Source organism: Acinetobacter sp. Ac8, assembly GCF_055392545.1.
This window is the reverse complement of record NZ_AP043689.1, coordinates 729,392-753,723: the sequence shown is the minus strand read 5'-3', so window position 1 is coordinate 753,723 and position 24,332 is coordinate 729,392. Positions and strand designations below refer to the sequence as shown.

Annotated in this window: 22 protein-coding genes; 12 read left to right on the top strand and 10 right to left on the bottom strand. The window is 38.4% G+C overall.

Annotated elements, in window-relative coordinates:
- Positions 1–104: 104 nt before the first annotated feature.
- Positions 105–827 (top strand): CAF17-like 4Fe-4S cluster assembly/insertion protein YgfZ, encoded by a 723-nt coding sequence (gene ygfZ, locus ACZ5QH_RS03575; protein WP_303576772.1) that lies wholly within the window; start codon positions 105–107, stop codon positions 825–827.
- Positions 828–1,077: 250 nt separating this feature from the next.
- Here the strand turns inward: ygfZ and ACZ5QH_RS03570 are convergent, their stop codons facing one another.
- Positions 1,078–2,262 carry a PQQ-dependent sugar dehydrogenase gene (locus ACZ5QH_RS03570; protein WP_303576771.1) on the bottom strand — a complete coding sequence of 395 codons (1,185 nt, stop codon included), beginning with the start codon at positions 2,260–2,262 and terminating at the stop codon, positions 1,078–1,080.
- A 362-nt stretch (positions 2,263–2,624) separates the two neighbouring features.
- Positions 2,625–2,870 (bottom strand): hypothetical protein, encoded by a 246-nt coding sequence (locus tag ACZ5QH_RS03565; RefSeq protein ID WP_004722984.1) that lies wholly within the window; start codon positions 2,868–2,870, stop codon positions 2,625–2,627.
- 175 nt (positions 2,871–3,045) lie between these two features.
- Here ACZ5QH_RS03565 and ACZ5QH_RS03560 point away from each other — a divergent pair, with 175 nt between their 5' ends.
- The 5 genes from ACZ5QH_RS03560 to ACZ5QH_RS03540 all read left to right on the top strand — a co-directional run bounded on the left by ACZ5QH_RS03560 (position 3,046) and on the right by ACZ5QH_RS03540 (position 7,315).
- Positions 3,046–3,303, top strand: coding sequence for a hypothetical protein (locus ACZ5QH_RS03560; protein ID WP_303576770.1), 258 nt, complete (start codon positions 3,046–3,048; stop codon positions 3,301–3,303).
- Entirely contained in the window at positions 3,300–3,620 is a 321-nt protein-coding gene (locus ACZ5QH_RS03555; RefSeq protein ID WP_004819178.1) for a low molecular weight protein tyrosine phosphatase family protein, read from the top strand. Before ACZ5QH_RS03560 ends, ACZ5QH_RS03555 begins: the two co-directional genes overlap by 4 nt.
- A 110-nt stretch (positions 3,621–3,730) precedes the next feature.
- Entirely contained in the window at positions 3,731–5,470 is a 1,740-nt protein-coding gene (locus tag ACZ5QH_RS03550) for a DKNYY domain-containing protein (protein ID WP_303576769.1), read from the top strand.
- A 102-nt stretch (positions 5,471–5,572) separates the two neighbouring features.
- Positions 5,573–6,280, top strand: coding sequence for a DsbC family protein (locus ACZ5QH_RS03545; RefSeq protein WP_004722988.1), 708 nt, complete (start codon positions 5,573–5,575; stop codon positions 6,278–6,280).
- Positions 6,281–6,502: 222 nt separating this feature from the next.
- Positions 6,503–7,315 (top strand): tetratricopeptide repeat protein, encoded by an 813-nt coding sequence (locus ACZ5QH_RS03540; protein WP_303576768.1) that lies wholly within the window; start codon positions 6,503–6,505, stop codon positions 7,313–7,315.
- Between the two features lie 37 nt (positions 7,316–7,352).
- On the opposite strand, the gene ACZ5QH_RS03535 is transcribed toward ACZ5QH_RS03540, so the two are convergent.
- From ACZ5QH_RS03535 to ACZ5QH_RS03520, 4 genes are all read right to left on the bottom strand, one after another.
- Positions 7,353–8,276, bottom strand: a complete 924-nt coding sequence (locus ACZ5QH_RS03535; RefSeq protein ID WP_303576767.1) for an AEC family transporter — start codon at positions 8,274–8,276, stop codon at positions 7,353–7,355.
- 110 nt (positions 8,277–8,386) lie between these two features.
- A complete protein-coding gene (locus ACZ5QH_RS03530; protein WP_303576766.1) occupies positions 8,387–9,514 on the bottom strand; it encodes an NADH:flavin oxidoreductase/NADH oxidase in 1,128 nt (375 codons plus the stop codon).
- Between the two features lie 19 nt (positions 9,515–9,533).
- Entirely contained in the window at positions 9,534–11,672 is a 2,139-nt protein-coding gene (locus tag ACZ5QH_RS03525) for a TonB-dependent receptor (protein WP_303576765.1), read from the bottom strand.
- A gap of 20 nt (positions 11,673–11,692) precedes the next feature.
- Positions 11,693–12,991, bottom strand: a complete 1,299-nt coding sequence (locus tag ACZ5QH_RS03520) for a carbohydrate porin (RefSeq protein WP_303576764.1) — start codon at positions 12,989–12,991, stop codon at positions 11,693–11,695.
- Positions 12,992–13,380: 389 nt separating this feature from the next.
- Here ACZ5QH_RS03520 and mutM point away from each other — a divergent pair, with 389 nt between their 5' ends.
- Positions 13,381–14,232: a bifunctional DNA-formamidopyrimidine glycosylase/DNA-(apurinic or apyrimidinic site) lyase gene (gene mutM / locus ACZ5QH_RS03515; protein ID WP_004722995.1), complete on the top strand. Its 852-nt coding sequence runs from the start codon at positions 13,381–13,383 to the stop codon at positions 14,230–14,232.
- Positions 14,229–14,513 carry a peptidylprolyl isomerase gene (locus tag ACZ5QH_RS03510; protein WP_004819160.1) on the top strand — a complete coding sequence of 95 codons (285 nt, stop codon included), beginning with the start codon at positions 14,229–14,231 and terminating at the stop codon, positions 14,511–14,513. The genes mutM and ACZ5QH_RS03510 overlap by 4 nt, the downstream gene beginning before the upstream one ends.
- Before the next feature lie 256 nt (positions 14,514–14,769).
- Here the strand turns inward: ACZ5QH_RS03510 and ACZ5QH_RS03505 are convergent, their stop codons facing one another.
- The 3 genes from ACZ5QH_RS03505 to typA all read right to left on the bottom strand — a co-directional run bounded on the left by ACZ5QH_RS03505 (position 14,770) and on the right by typA (position 18,009).
- On the bottom strand, positions 14,770–15,408 hold the full coding sequence (locus ACZ5QH_RS03505) for a hypothetical protein (protein WP_303576763.1): 639 nt from the start codon (positions 15,406–15,408) through the stop codon (positions 14,770–14,772).
- 141 nt (positions 15,409–15,549) lie between these two features.
- Positions 15,550–15,981, bottom strand: coding sequence for a large conductance mechanosensitive channel protein MscL (gene mscL / locus ACZ5QH_RS03500; protein ID WP_303576762.1), 432 nt, complete (start codon positions 15,979–15,981; stop codon positions 15,550–15,552).
- A 192-nt stretch (positions 15,982–16,173) separates the two neighbouring features.
- Positions 16,174–18,009: a translational GTPase TypA gene (typA, locus tag ACZ5QH_RS03495; RefSeq protein ID WP_004723004.1), complete on the bottom strand. Its 1,836-nt coding sequence runs from the start codon at positions 18,007–18,009 to the stop codon at positions 16,174–16,176.
- 174 nt (positions 18,010–18,183) lie between these two features.
- Between typA and ACZ5QH_RS03490 the strand changes: the two genes are divergently transcribed.
- The 4 genes from ACZ5QH_RS03490 to ACZ5QH_RS03475 all read left to right on the top strand — a co-directional run bounded on the left by ACZ5QH_RS03490 (position 18,184) and on the right by ACZ5QH_RS03475 (position 23,726).
- On the top strand, positions 18,184–19,557 hold the full coding sequence (locus tag ACZ5QH_RS03490) for a uracil-xanthine permease family protein (protein ID WP_004819155.1): 1,374 nt from the start codon (positions 18,184–18,186) through the stop codon (positions 19,555–19,557).
- Positions 19,558–19,626: 69 nt separating this feature from the next.
- Positions 19,627–20,658, top strand: coding sequence for a class I SAM-dependent methyltransferase (locus ACZ5QH_RS03485; protein WP_004819153.1), 1,032 nt, complete (start codon positions 19,627–19,629; stop codon positions 20,656–20,658).
- A 2-nt stretch (positions 20,659–20,660) separates the two neighbouring features.
- Positions 20,661–22,124, top strand: coding sequence for an amino acid permease (locus tag ACZ5QH_RS03480; protein ID WP_004723010.1), 1,464 nt, complete (start codon positions 20,661–20,663; stop codon positions 22,122–22,124).
- Positions 22,125–22,520: 396 nt separating this feature from the next.
- Complete coding sequence (locus ACZ5QH_RS03475) at positions 22,521–23,726, top strand: RtcB family protein (protein ID WP_303576761.1); 1,206 nt, start codon at positions 22,521–22,523, stop codon at positions 23,724–23,726.
- Positions 23,727–23,801: 75 nt separating this feature from the next.
- Here ACZ5QH_RS03475 and ACZ5QH_RS03470 read toward each other — a convergent pair whose 3' ends face one another.
- Positions 23,802–24,332: a cysteine peptidase family C39 domain-containing protein gene (locus ACZ5QH_RS03470; RefSeq protein WP_239046423.1), complete on the bottom strand. Its 531-nt coding sequence runs from the start codon at positions 24,330–24,332 to the stop codon at positions 23,802–23,804.

The window sequence follows — 24,332 nt, the reverse complement described above, 5'->3', positions numbered from 1 at the left end:
TAACAACTTCATTAAAATATTTGCACTAAAACTGCTTTTTTTTGAAAAATAGCGGAAAATAAGATTAATTCTTTAGTATTAGATTTAAGATAAGCGAGCAATTCATGAGCGATCTAGCTTTCTCCTCATTTACCTTGATTGGTGTTGATGCAATCAAATTTCTACAAGGTCAAGTGACTGTAAACGTTGAAGCTTTGGCTGAAAATATCACCCAATACACTGCGATTTGTGATCTTAAAGGTCGTATTCATTTTGGCTTATGGCTTAAAAAAATTAATCCTGAACATTTAGAGATTGTTACGACTCAAGATCAAGCCGAAGAATTTGCCAAACATATTAAAAAATACGGCGCTTTTTCTAAAATGAAGCTTGAAGAAACTGGACGAGTTTTTCCAACATTGAATGGCTCAACGACTGATTTTTCTTCTACAGAAACCGATATTTCAGTATGGGAAATTGCTGCAATTCAAACTGGTCAGGCTTATATAAATCAAGCAATTGAACATGTATTTCAACCACAAGAATTACGCTTACACCAACGTGAAGGAATCAATTATGACAAAGGCTGTTACCTTGGTCAGGAAGTGATTGCACGCCTCTGGTTTAAGGCAAAACCAAAAGCATGGTTACATGTCATTCAAGGTACAGGTCCTGCCCCTGCTCAAGCTGAACAATTGAATAAAGGTGTTCAAGTAGTAAACAGTGCAGCATTTGAAAATGGTTATATTGCGCTTGTAGTTGCCCGTCCTGATGCCTTAGAAGAGTTAGATGTGACTGTTTTAGCATTACCTGAAAGCTTAAGTGGTGATGTGGCGAGACCGCAGTAATTTCTCAAAATTTTCTACAATAATAAACCTACAACCTTGTAGGTTTATTTAGAGAATTAAACGATTAAGTCAATCACAATAATTTCAATAATAATAACTATTTAGATTCACTTCCATAGATAAATACTTTACTAATCTAGTACTGCTTCCAAAAATTTATCGACAATTTATATTTTTACTTTCACCTGAATTGTGTATTCTTAGCCATGCTTTTTTTACTAACTCCTAAATTTTTAGAAAAGTTCAAAATTTAGGAAGATGCTTTTTGCCTCACATAATAAATCACACCACTCTTATCATCAGAAAAATAAAATGAATTTTCATCTACTCGATAAATATCACAAGGCCGACCATAGACATTTTTGCCCACTAAAAAACCATCCATAAACGTCTGTAGTTTTTGCCCTTTACGCATAATCACAATTTTATAGCCATGACCAATTGTGGCATCGGTAGAACCATGTAAAGCAACTAAAAAAGAATTTTTGATGGTGTCATCTGTATTGGGATGATCAAAATAGTCAAAACCAAGTGCAGATGAATGCGCAGGGAAATAGGCATAAGGAGGCAATACATTTTTGCAACCTAACGGACGTTTAAATTTTGGATCTGCCAAAATTTTACCATTCGACGAATAACATGAAGCCCAACCATAATCCGCATCACGTTTGAGTGCATAAAAAGTTTCATCAGGCTTATTTTTACCCAAATGATCCACACCTTGATTGGTGGCAAATAAAAAATTACCAACCCATTTCAAACCGACTGCGTTGCGTAAACCTGTAGCAAAAATCTTTTGTTGCGAACCATCGGGATTCATTTCTAATACTGTTGCCCGAACTTTTTCTTTCTCGGTACAAGCATTGCAACTTGAGCCGACAGAAACGTAAATTTTCCCGTTCCCACCCACAGCAATTGTTCGCGTTAGATGCCAACCACCATATTTATAACTTAAACCGTAGTCAGGAAAAGTCACTAAAACTTCGGCTTTATCGGTTGGTTTAATTTCACCTTTGGTAAATTTTCGTCGGGTCAGTTGATTAGTTTCCGCTAAATACAACCAATCTTGTCCTGAAGAGTCTGTATAAAATTGAACTGAATTAGGATTCTTCAACCCCGTCATATAAGGAATAATTTTGCCGAATTTTCCCGTTTCAGGGTTCCATTCATCCAAAATATAAACGATGCCTTTTTTATTATCAGTCAAATCGTGCATATCTGTTACAAACATTCTGCCATCGGGAGCTTTACTAAAAAAACGAACTCGCTTTAAGCCCTCAGCCGCTGGAATAATTTCGTAATTTGCTGGAAGATTTAAAGAAAAGCGCTTCCCATTTTTTAAGTTTACCTGATGAGGCACAAGATTTGGCTGTTGGGCTAAAATCCCCATTGAACAAACTAAACTTATGAATAAGATTGACAGTACTTTCATCATAGATACGTCTCGATTAATCTTAGCAAAAACAGCCTTCTTTTTTATATTATATAACTTGAAGCACGAGTATATAGTCAAATAATTTTGCTAGAAAAATACAAAGACCATCCAGATACAAGCCATTATCTTATATTGTTTTTAGCCAAGCGCCGAAAGTATTGTTGTAGTGGATTAATGCATTCACTCTCGTTTTATGGCACACAGCGCATCAAAAAACAGAACTAAGAAAATAAACAATGACAACATCAAAAGTTATTACTTTAGAAAGCCCTAACCACCATTAATACATCGATAGAGGGCTCATCCAAGCGCTTAAAGCATTTTATAGCCCAATTGAACAGTTCACTAATTTTTAATAGATATCAAAACCCATGAAATAATTTATTCATGTCTTTACACAAATAATCTTTAAAGTGAAATGCCCGTGCATGTTTTGCATCAAACTTGGCCGTTTGACCATCTTTTTCAAAAATATAAACACGGTCATCCTTACTGACAAGAAACTCACCACCCAGTTTGATCAACAAGGCATCTATCTTATCTTCATCTGCAATACTGTCATCTTGGCTGACTTTGTCATAATTACGTCTAATGCCTTTAATAAACATCGTCTACTCACACGTTCTATTTAGCCAGAATTATACCCTTTTCATTGCCTTTAAAATGGCCCTAAATAAACATTATCAAAATGATTCGGCTTGTTTACCCCGATAAATACTTATAAAATAGCCCAATCATGTGTTATCGCGGCTGCTGAACCCGATCAACTCATGAGTTTTATCTATGGACATTACACAACAATATTTTGAAAATGAAATAAACCGCAATCGCGCTTGGAGACGTAAGGTAAATTATTTACACCGTGGTCGAGATTGCAGACATACTTCAGGCCTTTGGAAACCAGAAAAAGACTGGAAATTACTTTGGAACAGATCGTTAAAAAGATCTCGCTCGAAACAATTAAGAATTGAATATCCACGTATTTCTTCTGCCAAAAGACGAAAACAAGCACAATATGATTTTTGGAAGACTGCTGATTGAACAGCCTTTTTATTTGTAGTCGTAACCAATGGCGTAGCCCGACTGCCGAGCGTGTCTTTGCAGTGGGTTATGGCATTTCCACACGTTCCGCTGGCACAAGTAAACACGCCAAACATCGTATTTCTGCCAAAGATATTGCATGGGCAGATATGATTTTTGTCATGGAGCAAAAACATAAACAAAATATCAAAGAGAAATTCCCCAACCAGTTACAACATAAAAAAGTCATGGTATTGGATATTCCAGACGATTATCACTATATGGATGAAGAGTTAATCGAAATTTTAACAGAGGCTATGCAACCCTATTTGCCTTAAATGATAAAGACCTTACCATCAATCAGCATGACCAATTCATCACTAAAATGATGACAAAACAACCTTAAATTGCCATAACTCAACCCGATCAATATTTAACAATAAAATAAATGATGCAGAATCCACTAAAAGTATTTTCTATCCTTAAAACCTTTACGCTTATCTTGGTGATATGCGCGCTTCTATTCAGTTTTAGTTTTATATTTAGATTTTCTGACTCAAATTCAGATGAGATTCCTTTTACTGCGACTACAGAAAAACTTGGGATATTTCAAAAATATAACAACCAAATCTATGCCGCTGTACCCAGCAATGGTGATTATTTGATCCCAGAAGCAGATGTTCAAAGTTTTTATTTACCCAATGATGATTACCAATACCGACAACTAGGTGCAGATAAACTGCATGTCTATTGTGGCAATATCATTCTAAAAGGTGTGCAACCTCAACAGGTGAAAACTATTGGGGATGGTTATTTTACTGCTGGAAAAGACACTTGGTATTGCTCCCCCTCCACCGAACGAAATAAGGATTTAAGTGCGCTTCGAGAAGTGTGGCAAATCATGCAACAAAATTTTGCCCTAGGCTCAAAACCACAAAGCTATCTCTACCCCTATTTTAAACTTGAACGAGGCAACTGGCCTTATCGTGTTAATTCCGAAAATAATACGGCAAGTAATGGGACATTCACCTATTTTCAAGGGAAATTACTTTCTGGAGCCAATCCAGACCAACTCAAACTTGTCTTAGGTGAACGTAACTATGCCTATCGAGCGGATGGAAAAAACGTCTATTACAACAACACCCTGCTCGATTTAAAAGACAATGGAAAGCTTTATAGTATTGAAATAGACGGTTTAAATAACCAATATTATTTGCTCAATCCTGTCGATGGTATGGTCTATGTCAACGAATTTGCCTTTGATCCGCAATACGCGCCTTATCATCTCTTAAGCGAACATGGCGCTCACATTAACCATGCTTTGTTTTATAACGACACGGGGATTTACTATTTTGATCTGAATAAGAAAAAAATGCATCGCGCAGGTGATAATCCGTTTTTAGGCAACGCGTTTAAAGAAATCGCACCGCTGATTTTTTCTGATGGCACACAAATACTCTATCTACAAGCCAGTGAATATCGCAGTAATAAAGGATCGGCCTCTTCCAAATCCACCCATATTCTAAAATTAGCTGAACCACTTCATTCCACATGGCAAAAACTTGGAGATGTAAATTACAACGATGGCAGTGTATGGAAAAATGGCAATGCGTTTTACTATTTTGATCAGTTAGGAAATAGCCAACTGGTTAAGGCCACGATTTATCATATTCGCGACCCACAAACGATTCAAAATTTACTGAGAACTCAACCACGCACTGACGATATTCGACAATGGATTGATGAGCAAAAAATGGTTGAAGCCAAACATGTAGAATTACTCGAAGTAGAGACAACTAACCGCTCAGACAAATATTGGGGCTTGTTTATTCCAATCATGTTTGTAGCATTTTTGAGTATGCTGATGTGGATATTTAAACGGTTTAATTTAAATTTTGCCCCATTTTATATACGCAATCATAAACTGATCGTCAGTAATTTGATGATGACCTCTTATCCTTTAGATCAGATCACATGTGTTGAATTTAGTACCCGTATGACAACAGCAAATGGAGCTTATATTGGGCACTTTCAAATTTTACAGCGCAATGGAAAACGCAGTAGAATCTTTAATTTTAGTACGCAATTACGTTTACGGAGTGACTCACAAGTAGAATTAAATCAATATATCCAACAACTCAGAAATGAGTTAACACGCCATGGTATCCAGAATACAATACGAAATTAAACGTGGTATCAACTGAATATCGCATTGGCAATTACATGATCTCAATATATTTTTGATCATTATTGAGTGCACAATATCCACATTATTATTTTGAGCTTTAACATGAAAATCTGGTTATCTCTTCTGACTTTGGGTCTTTTTACCTTTTCTTCTGCACATGCAGATATTCAAACTTTGCAGCAAAACTTAAAAACCAAATATCCTGAGATTCAGGTGAAATCGGTACAAAACTCACCAATTAAAGATGTTTATGAAGTCTATATGGGTGGACGTATTGTTTATACCAATGAAGAAGCAAAATATTTCTTTGTCGGCAATTTAATTGATCTTAAAGAACAAAAAAACCTGACCGAAGAACGTATGCAAGCCCTAAAAAGTATTGATGTAAAATCATTACCTTTGAAACAAGCCATTAAGCATGTCAAAGGTAAAGGTGAACGTGTAATCTACGTATTTAGTGATCCTGACTGTCCATATTGCCAACATCTTGAAAAAGAATTAAAAAATATCGACAACTTAACCGTTTACTTATTTTTATACCCAATTACCCGTTTACATCCAAATGCTGAAAGTATTTCACAGCAAATCTGGTGCTCTAAAAACCAGTATCAAGCGTGGGAAGACTATTTAATTGACAAGAAACAACCGACTTCAAACAAGTCATGTACGACCCCAATTGAGAAAAACATCGCTTTAGCAAAATCACTTGAAGTCGATGGTACACCGACATTCTTCTTACAAGATGGCACCCGTATTTCAGGCGCACGTGAAGCAGGCGAAATTGAATTACTCCTCAAAGCAGTAAAATAACAGCCCACAGCCTAGAGAATAAAAAATTTCTCTAGGCTTTAATGTTGTTAAAATATCCTTAATTCTTTCTTATTTATAAATAAATTAAAATTTAAATACACTAACTTATACAATAGGCATGTTTACATTTATAATTTTCAAATTATGATAAAAACGTCCTCAACAATGTTCTCACACCATAAATGGAATTATGTTGAAATTAAAACAAGGTATATCGTCAAAATGAAAAAAATTCTATTCGCTACACTACTCAGCTTTTCATGTATTTCTGCATTTGCAGCAGATACAGCTAAAAGTAACGTTGACCCTGCATTTGTCAAAGCACAAGAGCTGATTCAAGCAAAAAACTATCCTGCGGCCTATCAAGAACTTGAGCGTCTTGCAAAAGCTGGCAATGCACAAGCCTTATATAACTTAGGCTATTTAACCCAAACAGGAAAAGGCACAACCAAAGACGATAAGAAAGCTTTGAAATATTATCAAGATGCTTCAGCAAAAGGCTATCCTGTTGCAAGTTATGTCTTGGCGCAAAGCTATGCGGTAGGTCAATTGGGCTTAGCCAAAGACGAAAAGAAAGTTCGTGAATACTTAGAAAAGTCCTCTGCTCAAGGATTTGATGATGCTACAGTGGAACTTGCGGTTTTACTATTTGCTGAAGGCACACCCGCATCTGACAAGCTTGGCTTACAAAAACTTGATCCTTTAGTGAAAAAAGATTTTGCACCTGCAATTCATGCGAAAGCGCTGTATGACATCACCGATGGTTTAAAGAAGAAGAATGCAGCAGCAGTTAATCAAGGTTTAAAATCAATCCAAGATTTAGCTAAAAAGGGATATATCCCAGCATTAATGGCTGTCGGAAATATGCTGACCAATGGCAATATCATTGATCAAAATCTACCAGAAGCACAAAAGATTTTCTCAGAACTTGCTAAAAATAATGTGCCTAAGGCAAAAGAGTCTTTGGATGTTGTAAACAAACTGATTGCTGAAAAAGGCAAAACACCTGCTCCAGCAGCACCAGCAAAAAAATAAGCAGCTCTTAAAAAATACTCTCGCATGAGAGTATTTTTTACCACCAAACACCAATCAAAACACTCACTACAATAAAACTCAGTAAAGTACTTATCATCAAAGGTGTCAGTGCTTTTTCATTTAAACCATAGACTTGCCCAAAAATTCCAAATATAGAAGGCATAGGCAAAGCGGCAATCAAGGTACCTGCATAAATCATCTTTTGATCCAAATCGGTTAAATGAGTCAAGCCTAAATAAACCAATATCGGCATACAGATATTTTTAGAAACCACCAAATAAATAGTTTGTAGATTAAGTGATTGAATCGTAATCCCAACCATCCCACCACCAATAATAAATAACGCTAAAGGTGAGGCAGTCTGACCTAACAAGGCAAATACTTGGTCTAATACATGTGGAATTTGAATTTCGAAGATCGCACAGCTCATGCCAATCATCACTGACAAGAACAATGGATTTTTAAATAAAGTCAGAAATGTTGTTTTTAAAATGGCGGCTAAATTGGCTTGTCTTTGTCGCCCTATTTCTGCCAAGGTTAACATCAGCGGTACAAGAAATACGCTTTCAATGATCACAATCAGTGAAATATAAATCATGGCTTCACTACCCATCAGCAAAGTCAAAATTGCTGCGCCCAGTAACCCGGTATTGGACATTGATGCGCCAAGTGAAAATACAGAAGCATGGGTAAAATGGTTGTTAAAAAGCTTTTGCCCTAAAATAAAGGCCAAAATAAATAGAGTAAAAGTGACGCCTGCATAAACAAAGAAATAAGCAGGATACCAAATCTCATGTAAATCTTTTGCAGCCAGTGCGTGAAGTAATAAAGCCGGTAATGCAATTTTGATTACAAAAGCACCAATTGCAGTAATTTGCTCTTTAGAGATCAATTGGATTTTGACAGATATAAAACCCAAAAATAACAGGAAAAATACTGGAAAAATTACCGAAAAAATCATTCAAGCCGTTCCTTTTCCAGATCATACAAATAAAGATATATCCTAGAATATATCTTTATTCAGTTTAAATACGTTTAAAGAATAATGAGTGAATCAAAACTGTTATGCCATCAATATGCTGAGAACAAATCTTTAATTCCATGCGGCTGACAACGTAAATATTGTGGTGCAATCGAGATTTTTGCACCCAATTTTGCTGCGGCATGCCAAGGCCAGCGTGGGTCATATAAAATCGCTCTTGCCAATGCAATTGCATCTGCTTCGCCTTGTTGAAGGATCTGTTCAGCTTGTTCAGCTTCGGTAATTAAGCCCACCGTAATGACAGGAATATTCACCTGTTTTTTAATCGCATTTGCAAAAGGCACTTGGTAATTTGCACCCACTTTAATATCTTGTTGAATATGTAATCCCGCAGAGGATACATGGATATAAGCAGCACCAAGTTGCGCTAAAGCTTTTGATAAGCCAATGCTTGATTCAACATTCCAGCTATTTTCTGCATCCATCCAGTCGGTTGCAGAAATACGTACACCTACTGGGTAGTCAGTTGGTACAACTGCTCGAATGGCTTGAAAAACTTCTAATGTAAAACGAATACGATTTTCAAAACTTCCACCATATTCATCAGTTCGGTGGTTAGACAATGGCGACATAAATTGATGCAGTAAATACCCATGCGCTGCATGAATTTCAATCAGTGAAAAACCAGCATCTACTGCACGAATTGCCGCTTGCGCAAAGTCCTGAATAATTGTTTTAATTTCGTCAATGGTTAATTCATGCGGGGCAATATCATTCGGGCTGAAAGCAATATCACTGGCTGATACAGTTTGCCATCCGTGTGCATGATCTGGCGCAATCTGACCTTTCCCCTGCTTCACCAACCAAGGCTTTTCAGTCGAAGCTTTACGACCTGCATGCGCAAGCTGAATAGCAAAAGGTGTTGGAGCAATGCTTTTTACCTTATTGAGTAAAGCTTTGATTTGATCTCGTTGTGTATCATTCCAAAGTCCCACATCGGCATAACTAATCCGCCCTTCGGCTTGAACCGCTGTTGCTTCAATAATACATAAGCTCGCGCCTGACAAAGCGTAACTTGCCCATTGCTGTTCATGCCAATAGGTCACTTCACCCTGATCTGTTGCCGAATATTGACACATTGGCGCAATAATAATTTTATTGCTGAGGGAGAGTGAACCAAATTGAATAGATTCAAATAACTTTGGTTGAGCAGACATAAATTATTTTCCCAATGAATTAGAACTGTTTGGTGACACTGAGTCCTGCACTCCAGTTAATACCATCAGCAGGTTCAAAGAATCGACTATTACCATCATTCACAATGACTGAACCGACATAATTTTTATCGAATAAATTATCGACTCGAGCAAAACTACGCACTTTCCAATCGTTGTTTTTCCAGATATAACCGACATTCATACTGGTTACTGTATAACTTGGTGCAGTATCTGTATTGAGATCGTCTACATAGATTTTATCCATATATCGAACATCGACACCTGCATTAAAGCCCTGCTCAGGCAACCAGCCGAAAGATACAAAGGCTTGGTTTTTTGCAATTCCGGGAATGTAATTGCCACTTTGGATAACTTTTTTAGGATCTGTGTTGGGAATGTCTGCATCAAATGTTGCATCAAGGAAACTATAACTGGCTTGAGCCGTTAAATTTTTCCACAACTTTTTATTCCAAGACAGCTCTACCCCTTGGCGTAGTGTTTTATCTGCATTTTGATAGGTTGCACGTCCATTGAGTGTTCCCGCAGAAACGATGTCATCTTGAGTATTACTTTGGAAAACTGCGGCGGTAAAATTACCTAGACGATTTTGTGCTTTTAAACCAAGTTCATAATTATCACTGGTTGAAGGTTTAAGCGCAAAGTTAATCCCTGCCGTTCCTTCTGTTGGATAGGCCATTTCGGTAAAGGTTGGTGTTTCAAAGCCTTTGGCATAACTGATATAAGTACTAAGGTCTGGAGTAACTTCCCAAGTAAAGGCAGCTGATGGGAGCAGTTTTTGATAATCGGTTTGACCGCTGTCATCGCCATTCAAACCAATGATGTAGTGATCTTTCGACTCATAATGGACATTGCTATAGCGTAATCCTGTATCTAGACGTACAGTCGGCAAAAATTGCCAAGCTGCCTGTAAATATGGATCTAAATTCCATAAAGTATTTCGTTCATCACGGCGTAAGTTGCCTTTTACCCCATATTCGCCCTTGGCATTAAAATTCTCATACCCTTGACGATCTTCATTCATCGCATCATAAGCCAAGCCTGCACTGATCCGTGTATTCGGTAACAAGTCTTTGCCAGTCCAACGTAAATCAGCACCATAAAAATCTCGTTCGAAATCAATCACTCCACCTGCATGACGTGGATTCTTTTGAGCAGAACTTGGAATAGACTGGTATTGAGTCACTTCACGATGACCAATATAAGCCATACTATAAAGCTCTTGTTGCTCATTCAGGGGCTTAGTCCAATTGATACCTGTCTGTGTTTGGTTAATATCTTTACGAACGTCATAGATGTTTTTACTGTCATTGACCTGTTTAGGATTTTGCTTCCATTGCTCACGAGTCAAACCTTGTGGATCATCAGCGGAAATATCTACATGATTGATCAGCCAATTGATCTTAGAACCATCATCTAAGTCCCACGTGAGTTTGGCATTGCTCAACACTTTTCTTGCGGCACTATGATCCCGATAACCATCGGTATCAAAATAAGAAGAACTGATCACATAGCTCGGTTCATTGGTTTTATCTGCACCACCTTGTAAGGTAATGTCAGCGCGGCCTTTATTATTACTGCCACCTGAATATCCTAACTCGACCGAATCACGCCCTGTTCCTTCTTTGGTTGTGGTGAGAATAGTCCCCCCAGAGGAGTTTCCATACAGTGATGAAAAGGGCCCACCAAGCACTTCAATATGATCTAAGCTCGTTAAATCAATATTTGAAGTTTGGCCTTGTCCGTCTGGCATCGTCGCAGGAATCCCATCGACATAAAGACGAATCCCACGGACCCCAAAAGTTGAACGTGCGCCAAATCCGCGCATAGACAGTTGTAAGTCTTGGGCATAATTTTCACGATTATTGAGCTGTAAACCCGGAATTCCTTTGAGTGTTTCAGTGAGGTTTACCCCAATATTATTTTGATTCTGTTGCTGATCAACTCTATATACCGATGCTGGGGTGTTTAATATGCTGGTATCAGAACGTGTTGCTTCAATTTTAATGGTTGGAAGTTGCTGGGTAGAATTTTGCTGAATGGAATCTTGAGATTCCACTTCAGCATATAAGCTCTGTGTGATACATACCGTTAAGCAAAGTAGTGTTGTATTAATTTTTAGATGTTTCACTCTTTGCATAAAGGTGTCCTCGGGTGGTATTAAAAAATAATTTTAGACCCCAAGCCAACGACAAATGCATTGTCCACCTGATTGGTTGCACCAGGATGTACCACATACTGCACTAAAGGACGAAGCATGAACCATTTGGCAGGGTAATATGAGTAATTCAACTCAACATTATACTCTGCATCTTCATTCAACTGTCTTAAATTTGTTCCTAAACGAGCACCATTCACATAATTAGTATATCGATCGTTCAAATGTACCCAATTGACCGCCAAACCAAGAATATCGTTTGGTTGAGCATCAAACAGACCATAGTATTTTAGGCCAAGTTGCTGTGAATCATTTACGGCTGTCGTCGTACGATCATGAATAGTGAAGTTACCAAAACTGTGTAAACCGCGTTTTCCCTCCCCAGCTGAAGTCAACTGCTGTTCAAACGTAATCCAACCGCCATATGTGCGATCTTCAGCTTTGCTTCCAGCTTTATAGCCCACATCATATTGGTTTTTTGCTTCATCTGCGGTGTTATACAAGGTACCAATACGATAACTGCCTGGTAAATCATTCACACCCTGCTTAGGTGACCACACCACTTCAGAAAGAATATTTACACCATCGGCATGCTTTGTATCCAAATTCCAGCCCTGTCGCTCTAAAGCATTATCAGGGTTGTATTCAAACACCCCCACTTGTGCAAATAGTTCAGGATTGATGTGATATTTTAAGCGTGCGCCCCATTGTGAGACTGGTGTGTTATACCAAAGCTTGCCTTGCCATTTCCCCATCTGTGCTGCACAAAATGCATTGCCTTGGAAATCACAAGCCATGGTATTGAATTCAGTACCTAAACCCATACGACCTAAACGCAAGCTTAGTCCTTGATCCTTAAAATTCTTTTCTATATATAATTCGCTGAGACGGCTCCCCGAATTACCACGTCCCCAATTGGCTTGCGAGTTTGCCCATTGTGGTGCATCTGGTGCTTGAATACCTCTGAGTGAAGTACTTTCACCTTGACGTGCTGTAACTAAAGCACGAATAGTCACATCATTCCAACCCGCCAGTTTCCCCATATCTAAGGTTGTACCCAGTCCGAATTGTGTCGCAAATGTTGGCGCTTGGTGCGCATCATAACCACCATCAGCGAGATATGAACTGTCCATGGCAATGGTGCCATCAAATTTGATTCCCTTTTCTGCAAGTTCAGTCCGACTCCCATTCCAATCACCCGTCATGGTTGAGCCGTGTAAATTAAACGCATCTTCAGCTGATGCAAAAGACATCATGCTACATGCAGAGATTGCCAATAAAGGATAAGCAATTTTTTTCATGGGAAAGCCTAATCAGGAACAAAACGAATAAAGATAAACCAGTCAACTCTCAATCACTTTAACCGTCTAAATTTAATAGAAAGTTCCAGCTTTAAAATGACTATTTTTCCTGAAATATCGAGACAAAAAGAATTATTTCAGTAAACAATTCACTAGAAATTTACACATTTTTTTACATATAACTATCAGATATTTTTTATCAATTGGAAAACTTTATTTTATTAATAAACTTTATTTTAAATAACAATCACTTAACAATAATAATTCTATCTTATTCAACGATCATATCCATAATTTTAACCTAAAGTCGTAGGCTCAACACAACCGCCCTTTAACGCAATGCAATTCTTGCATACAATATTCAGTCCTCACACCAATGTGACAAGTGCATGCCTGAATTACCTGAAGTTGAAACAACAAAAACCAGTTTACTCCCCCTGATCGACCAGAAAGTTCTTCATGTTCAAGTGCGTGAGTCACGGTTACGCTGGCCTATTCCCGAAGATATTCAACAACTTCAAGGTCAAAAACTCGTTCGCTTAACGCGTCGTTCAAAATACATTTTGGCAGAGTTTGAAACCCATAGCATGTTATGGCATTTGGGTATGTCAGGTAGTTTTAGAATCTGTGATGAACATGAAGCACTTAGAAAGCATGACCATCTGATCATTCAGTTTGAAGACACACAGCTGCGCTATCATGATCCTCGACGTTTTGGTTGTATCATTTGGCTGAATGAGGAAAGCCAAACAAAATTGATTGATACTTTAGGGCCTGAACCATTGAGTGATGAATTTCATGCAGAATATTTAGCAGAAAAGTTTAAAAATAAAAATGTCGGCACAAAAGTTGCAATCATGGATAATCATATTGTTGTGGGTGTAGGCAATATTTATGCAACCGAAAGCTTATTTAATTTAGGGATTCATCCGGCACAGCCTGCTTCGAGTTTGACGAAAGCACAAATTCAAAAATTGGTCATCGAAATTAAACGAATTTTAAAGCAAGCGATTGATTTGGGTGGTTCAACCTTAAGAGACTATAGCAATGCCATGGGTGAGAATGGCTACTTTCAGCAGACCTTATTGGCTTATGGTCGTGCGGGTGAGATGTGTATTAACTGTGAAACCACTTTAGAAAATTTAAAGTTAGGACAAAGAGCCAGTGTGTTTTGCCCACAATGCCAGCCATTAAAGATCGCGAAGAGCATCCCGCAAAAACCACGAGGAAAAAGTAAATGAAAACTGCAATCGTTCGACATATTCTCGTCAAAGATAAGGACTTGGCTGAACAACTTAAGAAGAAAATCCATGATGGCGCTGATTTTGCCAAAGTGGCCAAACAGCATTCCACATGTAATTCGGCAAAACGTGGTGGTGAACTGGGTGAAGTAAAGAAAGGACAACTTGTTCCTGTGATTGATAAACTGGTATTTACCGCAGCTGAACGTGTACTTCATGGTCCGGTAAAAAGCCAATTCGGCTTTCACTTGGTTGAGATTAAATTTCGCATGGATTTTTAGTTTAAAGATTTACATTCTTTTGGAGACATTGAGAGAATGTTCTACTATTTATCAGCAATGTTCATATTAGAGTCACAACAACCACCATCACTGAAGCTAAATTAAAATACTTTTGCTTTTAGATCATTCAGGCATACAAGGTGTATCTATCACGTAGCACAATGACAAGGATGTTAATGTTTGCTTTAAAACTTATTGCTTATTAAAGACAACAAAACAATAAAAATCTGAGCTGTTCTCGTTAATTCAAACCCTTCTATATTTTTGAATCAATTTGCTCAGATTTAAATTCATGGATAAACTTCGCATAATCATCAATATATGATCTAAATGCTTCTTCCCGAGTGGTAAAGTAAAATATTTCATTGCCATTTCTGACGATTGTTTCAGGAGATTTACCATTACAGTATCCTCCTGCTGAATAGACAGCAGACTTAAGCATTTGAAAACTTTGCTCAGCAAGCTGTTCATCCTTAAACGCAAAAACCAGCAAAACAAAATCTGGACGATATTGTTTTTCATCACCTAACTTAACTTTACTGATTGCCTTATAAGAGCGGATGCCCTCACCTTTTACTTGAATCACTTTATTCAGAGAACAATCATTTTCAGACCAAGAGCTGCCACTGTCTTTTTCTATAAACTCAAAATTGGCTTTTAATAAACGTGTTTGTAGTGCCAACAGTAATGTTTCATTTTCATCTACCGAGTCGGTTTCTATAGTGACGTAGCGGGTATCTTCATTTGGCATTTCATTAAAAGTTAAACCACTAGCAGGTCGGCTTTGGTCCACTTGCGTAGATGTTTGAGTATCAGCGGATTGCTGCTCTTTTGGATGCTCTGAACATGCATACAAACTGATAAGTATTGCCATAATCCCTATGTTTTTTTTCATCAGCCCCATCTCTATTTTCTTGCTTACATAAAAAACGGTACTTGATCGTACCGTTTCATTCAACTCTTTTACAATGATTTAATCGCTTTATCAGGCTTTAGACATATTAAAATACTGTAATTTGAATCAATTTGATGAAGATTAAGCTTTAGGGCGTTTCTTTAATTCATCACGAATTTCACGCAGTAATGCAATATCTTCTGGTGTAGCAGCTGGAGCTTCTTCAGCAGGTTTACGGATTTTATTGAGGAATTTAACCAACAAGAAGACCACCCACATTAAGATCAGGAAGTTCAATACAATTGTGATGAAATTACCATAAGTTAGTACGTTAATCCCAGCTTTGGTCAATTCATCCAATGATGAAAGGTTATTTGGGTTATCGCCAAGTACGACAAATTTTTGAGTAAAATCAACACCACCACCCGTAATCACTGTGATTAAAGGCATAATCACGTCTTTAACTAATGAGTCGATAATTTTATTGAAAGCACCACCAATGATGACACCAATTGCCAAATCCATCATATTGCCTTTAATGGCAAATTCTCTGAACTCTGAAAGAATACTCATACTTTAACTCCACGCCGATTTTGCGTATTTTTTATGTGACGAAGTATACATTATGTTTCAACATATATTTCCGCCTAATTTACTCGCTTTTTATTAAAAACCAATATCCTTTTACATTTATATAAAAAAACCGCAATTTATTAAAAAATTGCGGTTTTTTTCTAGAAATTAAATTATTTCCAGTTTGAACGCTTAGCCACGTGAAGCACGTTTACGTTCATTTTCAGTTAAGAATTTTTTACGAATACGAACTGATTTAGGTGTTACTTCAACTAATTCGTCATCTTCAATAAATTCTAATGCTTGTTCAAGCGTGAATTTGATTGCAGGTGTTAACGTTAACGCTTCATCTGTACCAGATGCACGCATGTTAGTTAACTGTTTCGCTTTGGTTGGGTTCACAGTCATGTCGTCTGAACGAGAGTTCATACCTACGATCATACCTTCATAAACTTCTAACTGTGGTTCAGCAAATAGACGACCACGGTCTTGTAAAGTGAACAATGCAAACGCTAAGCAAGTACCATTAACCATAGAGATCAACACACCGTTTTGACGTTTCGCAACTGCACCTTGTTTAGCTGTACCGTAATGCGAGAAGCTTGAAGTCATGATACCAGTACCAGAGGTAATGGTTAAGAATTCAGAACGGAAGCCAATCAAACCACGTGATGGAACAGTTGCTTCAATACGGATACGGCCTTTACCGTCAACTTCCATATTGGTCAACTCACCTTTACGGTTACCCATTTGTTCCATAACAGAACCCTGATGTTGTTCTTCAACATCAAAAGTAACGTTTTCGTATGGTTCTTGAGTTTCGCCATCAACTTCTTTCATGATCACTTGCGGACGAGAAACACCCATCTCGAAGCCTTCACGACGCATTGTTTCAATCAATACTGAAAGGTGAAGTTCACCACGACCAGAAACTTTGAAACGGTCTGGACTGTCAGTATCTTCAACACGTAAAGCAACGTTATGGATCAATTCGCGATCTAAACGCTCACGGATATTACGAGAAGTTACAAACTTACCTTCTTTACCAGCAAACGGTGAGTTGTTTACTTGGAATGTCATCGAAACTGTAGGTTCATCTACAGACAATGCAGGTAATGCTTCAACATTTTTAGGATCACAGATTGTGTCAGAAATGTTCAATGCATCTAAACCAGTGATACATACGATATCACCCGCTTGAGCAGAATCTACATCTACACGCTCTAAACCATGGTAACCCATAATTTTTAAGATACGACCGTTACGTGTCTTGCCATCTTTATCGATCACAGTCACTGGTGTATTGGTTTTTACTGAACCACGTTGAATACGGCCAACACCAATTACACCCACGAAACTATTATAGTCAAGTGATGAAATTTGCATTTGGAATGGACCATCAATATCAACTGCTGGTGGTTCAACGATATCTACGATTGTTTCGAACAACGGCGTCATATCTTCTGCTAATTCTTCAGGAGAAGGACCAGCAACACCACGTAAGCCAGAAGCATATACGATTGGGAAGTCTAACTGTTCATCACTACCGCCTAAGTTATCGAACAAATCAAATACTTGATCGATTACCCAGTCTGGACGAGCACTTGGCTTATCTACTTTGTTGATGATAACAATTGGCTTCAAACCACGAGCAAACGCTTTTTGTGTTACAAAGCGAGTTTGTGGCATTGGGCCTTCTTGTGAATCGACAAGAAGAAGTACGCAGTCAACCATAGACATTACACGTTCAACTTCACCACCAAAGTCAGCATGTCCTGGGGTGTCGACGATGTTGATGCGGTATTCAGTATTTGTACGCTTGTCTAACCATTTGATTGCAGTGTTTTTTGCAAGAATGGTAATACCGCGTTCAGACTCAAGCGCATTCGAATCCATAACACGCTCAATCTCACCCGCGCGGTCACCGAGTGCACCTGATTGTTGTAAAAGTTTGTCGACAAGAGTCGTTTTACCATGGTCGACGTGCGCGATGATGGCAATATTACGGAGAGTTTTAATATCAGACATGTAAATTCGATACGCTTTAAATTTGAGGGCAAATTATACAGAAAAATCTTAACTTTTAGTAGTGACAGTTTATTGACAGTTACAAGTTTTTTTCACAACAGCAGGCTTTTTATTTTGTAATAGTGTGTAAAGCGATTAGAATAGCGCCATCTTGCCACTTCCAATTGCTGTGCCATGTCCAATTCTAACCCCTCTCCCAATCAGAAACAGGCTCAAATTGATCTTGTTTATGGTCTAGATGATCGCCCAAAACCACTCATCGCTTTTTTTGCGGCTTTGCAACATTTACTTGCGATTATTGTTCCAATTGTAACACCCGGTTTACTAATTTGTTTAGCTTTAGGTGTTTCTCCTCAAGATACCAATATGATTCTTTCCATGTCATTGGTGATTTCTGGGGTGGCAACATTCTTACAATGTAAAAAAATTGGACCCTTTGGTGCAGGCCTCCTGATTGTCCAAGGCACAAGCTTTAACTTTATAGGTCCAATGATTGGGATTGGTTCTGCCATGGTTGCTGCGGGCACACCAGTAGAAGCGGTTATGGCATCTATTTTTGGTGTGGTCATTGCTGGCTCATTTATTGAAATGGGTGTTTCGCGTATTTTACCTTGGGTAAAAAAACTGATCACGCCCTTGGTTACAGGGATTGTGGTGCTGTTGATTGGTTTAACCTTAATTAAAGAAGGTTTAATCAGCATGGGCGGCGGCTACCAAGCTATGGAAAGTCATACATTTGCCAGTGCCGACAATCTCATCATGTCATGTACAGTGTTGGCAATTATCGTCCTTCTCAATCGCTTCAAAGTGGTTTGGGTGAAAAGTTCTGCAATTCTGATTGCTTTAGTGATTGGCTATATTCTTGCGGGTTTTATGGGCTATTTGGATTTTTCTGGTTTAAAAGATGCTCCATTGATTCAAATTCCGACACCAATGCATTTTGGAATTAGCTTCTCATGGAGCTTATTTATTCCTATGGCGTTTATTTATCTTGTCACATCTTTAGAAGCAATCGGCGATGTTACTGCAACCTCTAAAATTTCAAATCAGCCTGTAGATGGCCCAGTGTGGATGGAACGAATTAAAGGTGGTGTATTGGTCAATGGTGCCAACTCTTTCCTTGCAGGGATCTTCAACACATTCCCAAGTTCTGTCTTTGCACAAAATAACGGTGTAATTCAGTTGACGGGTGTTGCAAGTCGTTTTGTTGGGATTTGGATTGCAATCCTGCTCATCATTCTGGGATTATTCCCTGCTGTTGCGGGTATCATTCAGGCGGTACCGCAAGCGGTACTGGGTGGTGCGGTTATGGTAATGTTTGGTGCAGTTGCTGCTTCAGGCATTAACATTTTATCGGGAATTCAACTAGACCGTCGTGCGTTATTGATTATTGCCATCTCTTTAGGTCTCGGCCTAGGGGTTGCACAAGTTCCTCAAATTTTGGAACATTTGCCAGAATTACCGCGTAATATTTTTAGTTCTGGTGTCGCAACTGGCGGGCTGGCTGCATTAATTTTGAATTTAGTTTTACCCGAAACTAAAAAATAATAAATCTATTCTTTATAATGCCCAGCTTAGACTGGGCATTGCGCTAATTTTTATTGATGGATGGTGAATATGGAGCCAAAAAGCGAAGTTGTCATTCGACAGCATGACTACCTTTCTGGACGCGTGCTATTTGTAAATGCAGCAACGGATGATCTACTTTCAAATTTAGCTCATAACATCGAAGCAAGCATTTGGACTTGGAATTACAATGAGTTTCAATATTTTCAGAATCAGCAGGCAAAGGTACATTTTGGTACTGACCTGCCAGAAGCTGAATTTGATCAAGCTGTTGTTTTTGTTCCAAAATCAAAAGAGCTACTCAACTATATCTTGCACAATTTAGTCAGTCGTTTAGCTGTTGGCGCTTCGATTTTCTTGGTTGGAGAGAAAAAAGGTGGTGTAGAACGTGCTGCAAAACAACTCCAGCCTTATGGTCAAGCCATCAAGCTTGATAGCGCACGTCATTGTCAAATGTGGCAACTCACCACAGGTAAAACCGTGACAGCAAAGCCATTAGCAGAATGGGCGCAAGTCTATAATGTTCCAACACCTGCCGGAGAACTTAGCATTTGTGCACTTCCTGGTGTGTTTAGCCAAAATCGTCTAGATATTGGAACTGCAGTGCTTTTACCTTATCTCAAACAAGTGACGTCTGGAAAGATTGCGGACTTTGGTTGTGGTGCAGGTGTCATCAGTGCTTATCTGAGTAAACTTAATCCGAAAAATCGTATTTTTGCTTTAGATGTCGATGCTTTTGCTTTAGCATCAACGCAAATGACTTTTGAAAAAAATAATTTACCTTTAGAACAACTTGAAATAAAAGCAGTCACAGGGATTGAAGATGCGCCATTGTTCTTACACGCCATTGTGAGTAACCCTCCATTTCACCAAGGTATTCAAACAGATTACAATGCCAGTGAAACGTTATGTAAAACTGCGAGACGACATTTAAAATCAGGTGGTGAATTATGGATTGTGGCAAACCGCTTCCTAAATTACCCATTACTCATTGAGCAGAGTTTTAGTCAATGTACGACTAAAGCAGATCAACAAGGCTTTAAAGTGCTGTTCGCCAACACTCAAAAAAGTAGTAAGGAATAACGATGAGCGAAACAGATCATCCTCAACTCCAGCGTAAGCTTGGAGCACGACATTTAAACATGATCGCCATTGGCGGTTCTATTGGTACAGGGTTATTCCTTGCTTCGGGTCAAACGATTGCCACTGCTGGACCTGGTGGTGCATTACTTGCTTATGTCCTGATTGGTATCATGATTTATTTCTTGATGACCAGTTTAGGTGAACTTGCAACCCACAATCCAACATCAGGCGCATTCTTTACCTATGGTAATAAGTATGTAGAAGAAGGTTTTGGTTTCGCACTCGGTTGGAACTACTGGTATAACTGGGCCATTACCGTTGCATTTGAATTGGTTGCCGTTCAATTCATCATGAAGTTTTGGTTTCCAGACATCCCCGGCTTTTGGTGGAGTGCGCTATTCCTTGCGATTATCTTCTGTATCAATGCCTTAACTGTAAAAGGCTTTGGTGAAAGTGAATTTTTATTTTCACTGGTTAAAGTCATTGCCATCATCTTCTTTATTGTCATTGGCTTATTCATGATTGGTAAAATCATGTTAGATCCAACAGATTCAATTACCAAGAATTGGACCGTTGGTGAAGCGCCATTTGTAGGCGGTTTTCAAGCCTTAGTCGGTGTGGCCATGATCGCTGGATTCTCGTTCCAAGGGACAGAGATGGTCGGTGTTGCAGCAGGTGAATCTAAAGATCCGAAAAAAACCATTCCAATCGCTATTAAACAAATCTTTTGGCGTATTCTTTTATTTTATATCTTGTGTATCTTTATCATTGGTACATTGGTTGCGTATACAGATCCAAACCTTGCACTTGCTGCGGAAGGTGATGGAAACATTACCCTGTCACCATTTACCCTGTTATATGAAAAAGCAGGTTTAGCATTTGCAGCAGGCTTAATGAATGCCGTGATTTTGACTGCAATTATGTCTGCAGGTAACTCAGGCATGTATTCATCAACACGTATGTTGTTTGATATGGCACGTGAAGGTAAAGCACCACGAGTTTTCTCTAAACTCGATCTTCGCGGTGTACCCATGAATGCACTGTATGCAACAACGGCAATTGCGGCACTGTGTTTCTTAACCACCTTTATTGGTGAAAGTGTCGTGTTTACGTGGCTGTTAAACATGTCAGGTATGTGCGGTTTTATTGTCTGGTTAGGTATCGCAATCTCACATTATCGCTTCCGTAAAGGTTATTTGGCTCAAGGCTATAAACTTGAAGATCTCGCTTATCGTGCAAAATTCTTCCCTTTTGGTCCATGGTTTGCCTTTATTCTTTGTGCCATCATTATACTTGGCCAAAATGCAGAAGCTGTGCTTGATGGAAAATGGATGAGTGTGTTGTCTACCTATATCAGCATTCCACTGTTCCTTGTTATCTGGCTTGGCTATAAGTGGAAACACAAATCTAAATTGATCGCTTATGATCAGATGGATGTACAACCCATTCAAGTCGAAAAAGAGTAAATCACTTGATGTAAATAAAGCAGCTTTTTAGCTGCTTTATTGTTTTTTATAACGGCAATTCAACGTGAATTAAAAATTAATTTGCTATGTTTCATTGACAAAGTTTTTTTTCTTTATAGAATAACGCCCATTGGATCATTTCCAACCAGAATTTTCACCTTTGATTTTAAATCAAAAAGTAAGAGGAGTACGACATGCATCAACTTGAGAAAACTTTAAATTAAGATTAAGCAGTCGTCTACTCACGGGCACTGAATTAATCAAAGTGTCCGAATGTCAGTCAAACCTAGCATTCGCTAGGTTTTTTATTGTCTTTAAAATTGGAATCGATCATTACTTTGACAATAGTGTTGTAACCGCCTTCGGACAATAAAAAAATTTGCTTCGAGAAAAAAAATGAGCATACAAATGATTTTAAACGCCAAAGCAGAATATGGCGTTCCTGTAAAAATTTATACAAAAGATGTGGATGAAGAAAGCCTAACCCAACTGCGAAAAATGGCACAATTGCAATTTATTCACTCACATATCGCAGTCATGCCAGATGTACATTTGGGTAAAGGCGCAACCGTGGGAAGTGTTATTCCCACCAAGAATGCCATCATTCCTGCTGCGGTTGGCGTGGATATTGGTTGTGGTATGAATGCATTAAGACTCAGTCTAAAAGCATCTCAGCTGCCCGATAATTTAAGTACTTTACGCAATGCTATTGAAAGAAAAGTACCTGTCGGTTTTGAAATGCACAAACAAATCAAAGCAAAGGCTTCAACGCTTTCGCCCTTAGAAAAAAAGCTCCAGCGTATTACAGACAAACACCCTGCTTTAAAACGCATGTTACGCAGTTTTGATGTTACATGGCAAAAGCAACTCGGAACTTTAGGCGGTGGTAATCACTTTATTGAACTGTGTATTGATGAAAATGATGATATCTGGGTCATGCTACATTCAGGTAGTCGTGGCTTAGGTAATGTGATTGGCACTTACTTTATCGAACGTGCCAAGAAAGAAGCGCAACATCGTTTTGGTCACGTGCCTGATAAAGACTTGAGCTACTTTGCAGAAGGTTCGACGAATTTTGATGATTATGTAGAAGCTGTAGAATGGGCACAAGAATATGCTTTTGAAAACCGACGTGAAATGATGCGTTTAATTTTAGAAGCGATTCGCCCTTTATTACCAAGTTTTCAAATGACCAAAGAAGCGATTAATTGTCATCATAATTATGTACAGAAAGAACTTCACTTTGGTGAAGACGTCTTTGTTACACGTAAAGGTGCAATTCGTGCAGGGCTCGATGAATACGGGATTATCCCCGGTTCAATGGGCGCGCAATCTTTTATCGTTAAAGGCAAAGGTAATCCAGATTCGTTTTGTTCATGCTCACATGGCGCAGGACGTAAAATGAGTCGCTCTAAAGCCAAACACTTGTTTAATCAGCAAGATTTGATTGCACAAACAGTAGGCGTTGAGTGCCGTAAAGATAAAGGTGTGGTTGATGAGATTCCAAGTGCCTACAAGGATATTCATCAAGTTATGGCCAATCAAAATGATTTGATTGATGTGGTCCACACACTGAAACAAGTATTGTGTATTAAAGGTTAAAGCTAAAATAACCCTCAATTTTGATCATGAATCTCAGTAAATTTCGATTTACTGAGATTCACATTTTTAATTGGATTAACAATAACGTACAGATTGAATATAAGGATCAATCACAATTGCTTGCTGACAAATTCCTTCAGCTAACCGTTGTTGCTCAAAGACAGCTTTCGGCATGGCATCAAAATTATCATAGAAACAAATTTCCTGATCATTTATCGAATAAACCAACGAATGATTTCCAACGCCTTCTAAAGTGTCATAAAAAACAATGATATTACACCCTTGTTCAATATAGACTTGAATTTCTTGATAGCTTAGCGCTGGACTAATCTGCAACCCTAACTTCTTCGCGTCTTGATAACGGACGATTTCTTTTTCATGAATATTTAAGTCTTCATCTGTATAAAAAGACAGATCAAAACCTATTTTTTTTAACCCAATCGCTAGGCCAATCGTAAAAGTGCCATCCTCTGCATCGTGATGACAAAGTTTAACCAGCTGTTGAATATCTAACTGAATTGAGTAATTTTGCAATAACATCCAAACAGCAAAAATACCGCAATTTGATTCGAGGTCTAATAAAGCTTTAGGCAGTTGCACACTCAT

Coding starts and splice junctions, on each gene's coding strand:
- ACZ5QH_RS03570 (WP_303576771.1), bottom strand. CDS start 2,262: ATGATGAAAGTACTGTCAATCTTATTCATAAGTTTAGTTTGTTCAATG.
- ACZ5QH_RS03475 (WP_303576761.1), top strand. CDS start 22,521: ATGAGCATACAAATGATTTTAAACGCCAAAGCAGAATATGGCGTTCCT.
- ACZ5QH_RS03545 (WP_004722988.1), top strand. CDS start 5,573: ATGAAAATCTGGTTATCTCTTCTGACTTTGGGTCTTTTTACCTTTTCT.
- ACZ5QH_RS03540 (WP_303576768.1), top strand. CDS start 6,503: ATGAAAAAAATTCTATTCGCTACACTACTCAGCTTTTCATGTATTTCT.
- ACZ5QH_RS03565 (WP_004722984.1), bottom strand. CDS start 2,870: ATGTTTATTAAAGGCATTAGACGTAATTATGACAAAGTCAGCCAAGAT.
- ACZ5QH_RS03535 (WP_303576767.1), bottom strand. CDS start 8,276: ATGATTTTTTCGGTAATTTTTCCAGTATTTTTCCTGTTATTTTTGGGT.
- ACZ5QH_RS03510 (WP_004819160.1), top strand. CDS start 14,229: ATGAAAACTGCAATCGTTCGACATATTCTCGTCAAAGATAAGGACTTG.
- ACZ5QH_RS03485 (WP_004819153.1), top strand. CDS start 19,627: ATGGAGCCAAAAAGCGAAGTTGTCATTCGACAGCATGACTACCTTTCT.
- ACZ5QH_RS03470 (WP_239046423.1), bottom strand. CDS start 24,332: ATGAGTGTGCAACTGCCTAAAGCTTTATTAGACCTCGAATCAAATTGC.
- ACZ5QH_RS03480 (WP_004723010.1), top strand. CDS start 20,661: ATGAGCGAAACAGATCATCCTCAACTCCAGCGTAAGCTTGGAGCACGA.
- ACZ5QH_RS03490 (WP_004819155.1), top strand. CDS start 18,184: ATGTCCAATTCTAACCCCTCTCCCAATCAGAAACAGGCTCAAATTGAT.
- ACZ5QH_RS03560 (WP_303576770.1), top strand. CDS start 3,046: ATGGACATTACACAACAATATTTTGAAAATGAAATAAACCGCAATCGC.
- mscL (WP_303576762.1), bottom strand. CDS start 15,981: ATGAGTATTCTTTCAGAGTTCAGAGAATTTGCCATTAAAGGCAATATG.
- ACZ5QH_RS03505 (WP_303576763.1), bottom strand. CDS start 15,408: ATGAAAAAAAACATAGGGATTATGGCAATACTTATCAGTTTGTATGCA.
- ygfZ (WP_303576772.1), top strand. CDS start 105: ATGAGCGATCTAGCTTTCTCCTCATTTACCTTGATTGGTGTTGATGCA.
- ACZ5QH_RS03550 (WP_303576769.1), top strand. CDS start 3,731: ATGATGCAGAATCCACTAAAAGTATTTTCTATCCTTAAAACCTTTACG.
- mutM (WP_004722995.1), top strand. CDS start 13,381: ATGCCTGAATTACCTGAAGTTGAAACAACAAAAACCAGTTTACTCCCC.
- ACZ5QH_RS03525 (WP_303576765.1), bottom strand. CDS start 11,672: ATGCAAAGAGTGAAACATCTAAAAATTAATACAACACTACTTTGCTTA.
- typA (WP_004723004.1), bottom strand. CDS start 18,009: ATGTCTGATATTAAAACTCTCCGTAATATTGCCATCATCGCGCACGTC.
- ACZ5QH_RS03530 (WP_303576766.1), bottom strand. CDS start 9,514: ATGTCTGCTCAACCAAAGTTATTTGAATCTATTCAATTTGGTTCACTC.
- ACZ5QH_RS03520 (WP_303576764.1), bottom strand. CDS start 12,991: ATGAAAAAAATTGCTTATCCTTTATTGGCAATCTCTGCATGTAGCATG.